General features: G+C 60.5%; 3 protein-coding genes, 1 rRNA gene and 1 pseudogene. All 5 read right to left on the bottom strand.

Translation table 11 applies throughout. The annotated features are described in order from the left end of the window. Positions 1-159, bottom strand: a 16S ribosomal RNA gene (locus ACLTXB_RS18455); the annotation flags it as partial. Between the two features lie 548 nt (positions 160-707). Beyond that, complete coding sequence (locus ACLTXB_RS18450) at positions 708-1,811, bottom strand: GerAB/ArcD/ProY family transporter (protein WP_428227949.1); 1,104 nt, start codon at positions 1,809-1,811, stop codon at positions 708-710. 643 nt (positions 1,812-2,454) lie between these two features. Beyond that, positions 2,455-3,579, bottom strand: a complete 1,125-nt coding sequence (locus tag ACLTXB_RS18445) for a Ger(x)C family spore germination C-terminal domain-containing protein (protein WP_428227948.1) — start codon at positions 3,577-3,579, stop codon at positions 2,455-2,457. Next, positions 3,576-5,093 (bottom strand): spore germination protein, encoded by a 1,518-nt coding sequence (locus ACLTXB_RS18440; protein WP_428227947.1) that lies wholly within the window; start codon positions 5,091-5,093, stop codon positions 3,576-3,578. Before ACLTXB_RS18440 ends, ACLTXB_RS18445 begins: the two co-directional genes overlap by 4 nt. A gap of 285 nt (positions 5,094-5,378) precedes the next feature. Next, a pseudogene (locus ACLTXB_RS18435) lies at positions 5,379-5,651 on the bottom strand (ferredoxin); the annotation flags it as partial.

Below are 5,651 nucleotides of genomic sequence, written 5' to 3'. Positions count from 1 at the left end.
CCCCTGTATGAGGCAGGTTACCCACGCGTTACTCACCCGTCCGCCGCTCAGTCACAGTTGCTTCAATCCGAAGAAATCCGCAAAAGCGCTTCGCTCGACTTGCATGTGTTAAGCACGCCGCCAGCGTTCATCCTGAGCCAGGATCAAACTCTCAATAAAATGGTATCTAAAGAGCCAAAGCTCTTCAAATCACTTTATTGAAGCTTAAAAACTAGCTTCAAAGAAATTTAACGATTGTCCTTCAAGCTAAGCTTGTTTGAACAACCAAATCCAATTTGGTGCTTCGTGTTTGTCACGTTGTTTAATTTACAAGGTACACACCGCTTTACAGCGTCGGGAGTTCATTTTACCACACCGTTTCGACCTTGTCAAGAGCTTTTTTGAAGTTTTTTCAAACTTTTTCAGCTCTCAGGTCAGCCCGGCAGGCTTCTCCTTGTTTCGTCACCCTCACAGGCGACTCAATTAGTTTACCACATCTCAGTTCGCTTGTCAAGAACTTTTTTCGCACCGTCAGGTGGTTTTTTGTTCTCTCATTCAAGCTCGCTTTTGATTTGGAAAACCTCGCTCAGCTCAGGGATTTGTCCCCCGCGTCGAGCGCTTGCTTATAATATCAGACTGACCCCGGATTGTCAACTGTTTTTTTCAATTTTTTTCATCTTTTTTCCTGGATGAAAAATAGCAACAAGATGTCCCCTTTTTCCTAGTTTTCACCCACAAGATGTGCCTTTATGACCGCTTCTTTTTGCCAACGCAGCTGCGCCTGCTCCAAACACAGGAAGGGCGACACCTAAAATCAGGTTCCCTACCAATACAATACCCCGTCCGGCAGCCTCCGCTTCCACCCCATCGGGAAAGGCGGCCATACTGATAATTACCGCAGGGAGAACGGCGGCTGTTACCACCGTTTTCTGCTCTGCTTTCTTCCATACCGTTCGGGCCATTTCCCAAAGGGCAAACAGGATCACCCCAAGCAGAGCCAGATCGCCAAAGATCCATAGCGCGGCCACAATGCTCTCCACCCGCTGGAAGGCTCCCTCCACCCCCACGCTCTTGGCCAGGGCAAAGAAGGGGCTGTGGAGGCGCTGGGCCAGAGATTCGCCCAGATTTCCCACCACCACCAGCTGCTCCAGGGACAACAGCAGGCAGCCTACGCCGCTCCAAACGAGCCAGTCCCGCCTGGAATGTTTGGCGGGTTCTGTGTTTCCTAATAGGAAGGCAGCAAACATGCCCCACCCTAACACGCCGCCGGCAGGCAAAACACCGCTGGCTACCGGCAGGGCGTCCTGCCACCACAGAGGGAGCAGATGCTCCGGCCGCACCTGGAACAGTGCCAGGCCCAGCACCACCGCCGCAGCCGTCAGCACCACGGCCAGCAGCACCTGCCCAGCCCGGGCAAAGGCAGCCAGCTTTCCCCGGGCCATCCACAGCGCCAGCAGAGCGGCCACCGGCAGATAAAACCACAAAGAGCCGTCCCGCTCCCCCGAGGCCAACAGACGCTGCGCGCACAGGCGCAGGCGGAGGGCCAGGAGGAATTCCCCCCATACCATATATAAAAGTAAAATCCCCCGGCCAACGACGGGACCAAACCCGGCGCGGATGATCTGAGGCAGTCCATCCCGCCGCCAAGCCGCATGGGAGAGCACCCAGCCCACCGCCGCCAACACCGGAAAGGCCAGCAGCGTGGTAAACCAGGCCGCCTTGCCCGCCCAGGGCAGGGTGACGGCCGGGAGCAGCTCCGCCGCTGGAGCAAGCAGAGAGGCCCACAGCAGGGCGCACAGCTGGGTTTGGGAGATGGTTTGGCGGTGTTGCATGGTGGTTCTCCTTTGGATTTATAATTCAAAAGCAGAGTTCCGCCCTGCGGGGCGGGTTCCTTTTTGTTTGCCCAAAAAGGAACCAAAAATGCCCCAGGGGTTACGTTCCGATGAACACCTCGCCCAACGGCGGGTGTTCATAGTCTCTCACCCCCGGACCCCCAGCTACGGGGGACGCCTGCCAGGGAGATTGGTCATGACCTCCCGGCGGGCAAAGATAAGATCTGTGATTCTTCTTGCCTCGGGGGCACAGGCCCCTACTGGGCGGAAATTTAAAAGTGTCTGCGCTGTACGGGCACCGCCTACTCCGGCATAACTGTGGCAGCTGGGCCATTGATGACGGCCGCACCAAACAGGTAGGGATGCAGGAGGCGGTGTACGATAGAAGTAGGCACTTACAAATTTTGATGGCAAAAGGCCCCAGTGGGCCGAGAATAGGACGGAAACAGGTCTTGATTTTGCCCGCCGGGGATTACACAAAGGCCAGAGGGACACACCCCCGTAAAAAGGGGGCCGGGGGAAAGGTGACTATGAGCGCCCGCTACGCGAAGGCGCTCATCGGAGCCGTCCCCCGGCGATTCTTTCGTGCCTTTCTGATCGTTCAGAAAGGCACATCGTCTCCTCCGCAGGGCGGAACCCTCTCTCACGACTTCTCCATAAATAACAATCTGGTCAGCGAAGTCTCCACCGACACCTGCACCGGCAGGGACGAAAACACCTCCGGCCACTGCTCCAACAGCTTTTCGCCCCGGGCAGGGTCAGCCATAGCCAGCCGCTGTCCCAGGCCTACACAGTCCGCGCCCCAGCTTTGGAGGCGCTCCAGAGCCTGAGTGATACGCCGCTGCTGACGGCTGTCCACCGCCTGCTTCACCTGCTCCAGATCCTCCTGGCTGAGTTCGCCCTCCACCTCGGCCACCTCGGCCGTTACCCAGCAGTTCAGGTCCACAGCGGTGAGCTGTCCATTCTCCATCTTGGGCGTACACACCAGGGCAGAGCCGGTGACCCGCACTACCACCCGTCCCTGGGACAGGGGGACCTCCAGCACATCGGAGGGCGCCTGGTTGACCAGCAGCTCTAGTCCCTTGGCGCTCTCTCCCTCCAGATAGCCTGCAAGTATACCGTCCTTTAACACGGCGTACCCGGCCTCCAGCAGGGCGGTCTGCCCCTCCTGGTCGGTCTCCTGGACGCGGAGAGCGGGCAGATAGGCGCTGCCCCGCTCCAGCAGGTCAGAGAACACCTCCCCCGCCGTGCGGCTGGCTCCTGCCGCGCCCATCTCGCTGTCCGTTTGAAGGGTGGACAGGCGGTTTTCTACACCGCTCTCACCTCCGGCCTGTACTGCCTGGGCGGCAGTTCCGCCCCGCACCACCCACAGCTGCACGCCCAGTCCCAGCTGGGCGTCCTGGGCAAAGTAGTCCAACACCGGCCACACGCTCCGCTTGATCAGCCCCTCCCCCAGCAGCAGCTGGTCCACATAGCCGTAAAACACATAGCTGTCGCTGAGGCCCTGCATGGCCAGGCAGGCGGCGCTGAGGGACTCCCGCTGGGCAGAGAGAACCAGAGAGGGCTGGCTCTCTCCCTGGAGACCGTAGGCCCGCTTCCCGGTGGATACGGTGACCTCCACTTGGTAGTCCCCCTCCCCTGCGTCCACACCCATGGTGCGCAGCAGGGCCATATCCCCCATCTCCCGGGCGTAGGGCAACAGGGTGGCGCTGCACCCACTGAGCAGCAGCATCCCGGCCAGAGCCAGGGCGGTCAACGTCACTCTCACCGCTGATTCCTCCGATTTTTGGTATTCTTGGCCCCATCCCGCCACTTCATACGGGGCAGAGGCAGACGCAGCAGACTGGGATGGCCCCGGGGCTGTCCCGCTCCGTTGGTAAAGGGAGCCAGGTAGGGCACCCCAAAGGTCTCCAAACCCGCCAGATGGTAAATGAGGGCAGCGCATCCCGCGGCCAGGCCGAACAGTCCGCCGATGCTGACAGCGATGGCCAGCAGAAAGCGCCACAGCCGCAGAGCGGAGGCAAAGTCCTGGGAGGGCATGGTGTACCCAGCCACCCCCGCAATGGCCACGGCGATGAGCACCGCCGGGGAGACGATGTGGGCCTCCACCGCCGCGTTGCCCACCACCAGTCCGCCCAGAATGGACACCGTGGCCCCGATGGGGCTGGGCAGGCGCAACCCCGCCTCCTGGAGGACCTCAAAGGCCAGCAGCATGATGAGCACCTCAAAGACGGTGGAGAAGGGCACCTCCTGTTTGGCGGCAGCAATGGACAGGGCCAGCTTCACCGGGATGGCCTCCGGGTGAAAGGTGACTAGGGCGATATAAAGCCCCGGCACCAGCACCGTGATGACGGCACAGAACCACCGGATCAGATTCAGGGCGGAGGCCGTCATCCAGTGAAAGGCCCGGTCCTGCCCCGTCTTGAAGAACTGGTCGATGGTACCCGGCAGCATCCAGGCAAAGGGCAGCCCGTCGGCCATCACTCCCACCCGCCCCTCCAAAAGCCCCTGACAGAAGCGGTCGGGCCGCTGGGTGTAGGGCATCATGGGGAAGGGGGTGTTCAGGTGGTCGGTGAGGTACTCCTCAATGTTGCCCGCCGCCTCCACCCCGTCAATGTCGATATCCCGCAAGCGGCGCTTGACCTGGGCCACCGTGTCCGGGTCGGCGATGCCGTCCAGATAGAGGATATCCACCTGGGTGCGGGACTGCCGCCCCACGATCTCCTCCTCAACCTTCAGCTGGGTGGCCTTCATGTGGCGGCGGACCATGGAGGTGTTGGTGCGGATGGACTCCACAAAGGACTCCCGCACCCCCTTGAGGGCGGGCTCGTTGGATGGCTCCCCCACTCCCCGCTTCTCCTCCGTGACCACCGGGAAGGTGAGTGCCTGACTTTTCCCGGGAAAGAAGATCACACAGCTGCCCGCCACCAGGTCGTCGGCCACCTCATCCAGCGTCTCCCGCACCAGGGCGGCCAGGTTATAGAGGGCGCCGTAGCGCAGGCGCTTGAACACCTCGTCCATGGGCACCCGGCTTAAAGCGTCGTCCTGGGCCAGAGGGCGCAGGATATAGTCACTCAGGCGCTCGTTGCGGGTCATACCCAGCAGGTAACACACCGTCACCACCCGCTCCCGGTCCCCGTGGAGGTAGACCTCCCGCTTCATAAAGTCGGCGCAGCCTTGAAACACCGCCTCTAGATTCTCCAGGGTGAGAGGGCGGTCGTACCGGGGCTCCCGCCGCGGGTGGGGACCGGTGTCTGGGGCTTTGGGCTGAAATGTAGCCATGGAACCCCTCCTTTCCCGGCTAGTGTTTGCCTGGAGGGGAAGAATTATGCAAAAAACCGCCCCGGCAATGCCGGGACGGTTTACACGGTCGAAAAAGTGGCATAGCCACTTTTTCGAGAAGAATTGCACGCAAGGCGAGCCTCGATTCCTTACAGAAAAGTCGGCCCGCCTTGCGCGAGAAGTGTCATTTTCCACGCGCATGTCGCCGAAAATGACAAAATTTCATTTTATTCCGTCGCCTTCGGGCGACGGAACTCCTTGCAGGAGGGCTTTCTTGCTTCTCAATTAAAGTTCATCCAAAATCGTTCCGTTGGTGCCGATGGTCACCACCTGCCAGGGGATCATCTTGCCGCTGGCCTGGAGGGCCTTCTTCACCGCCAGCTCGATGCCGCCGCAGCAGGGCACCTCCATACGCACTACGGTGACGCTCTTCACGTCGTTGCGCATCAGGATCTCGGTGAGCTTCTCGCTGTAATCCACGCTGTCCAGCTTGGGGCAGCCCACCAGGGTCACGTGGCCCCGGATGAAGCGCTGGTGGAAGTTGGCGTAGGCGTAGGC

Source organism: Flintibacter sp. (assembly GCF_046973065.1).
Note: the sequence above shows the minus strand (reverse complement) of the source record. Positions and strands in the feature narration are given on the sequence as shown.

Bases quoted from the DNA above. Each gene is read 5' to 3' on its own strand.
- ACLTXB_RS18440 (WP_428227947.1), bottom strand. From the start codon at position 5,093: ATGGCTACATTTCAGCCCAAAGCCCCAGACACCGGTCCCCACCCGCGG.
- ACLTXB_RS18450 (WP_428227949.1), bottom strand. From the start codon at position 1,811: ATGCAACACCGCCAAACCATCTCCCAAACCCAGCTGTGCGCCCTGCTG.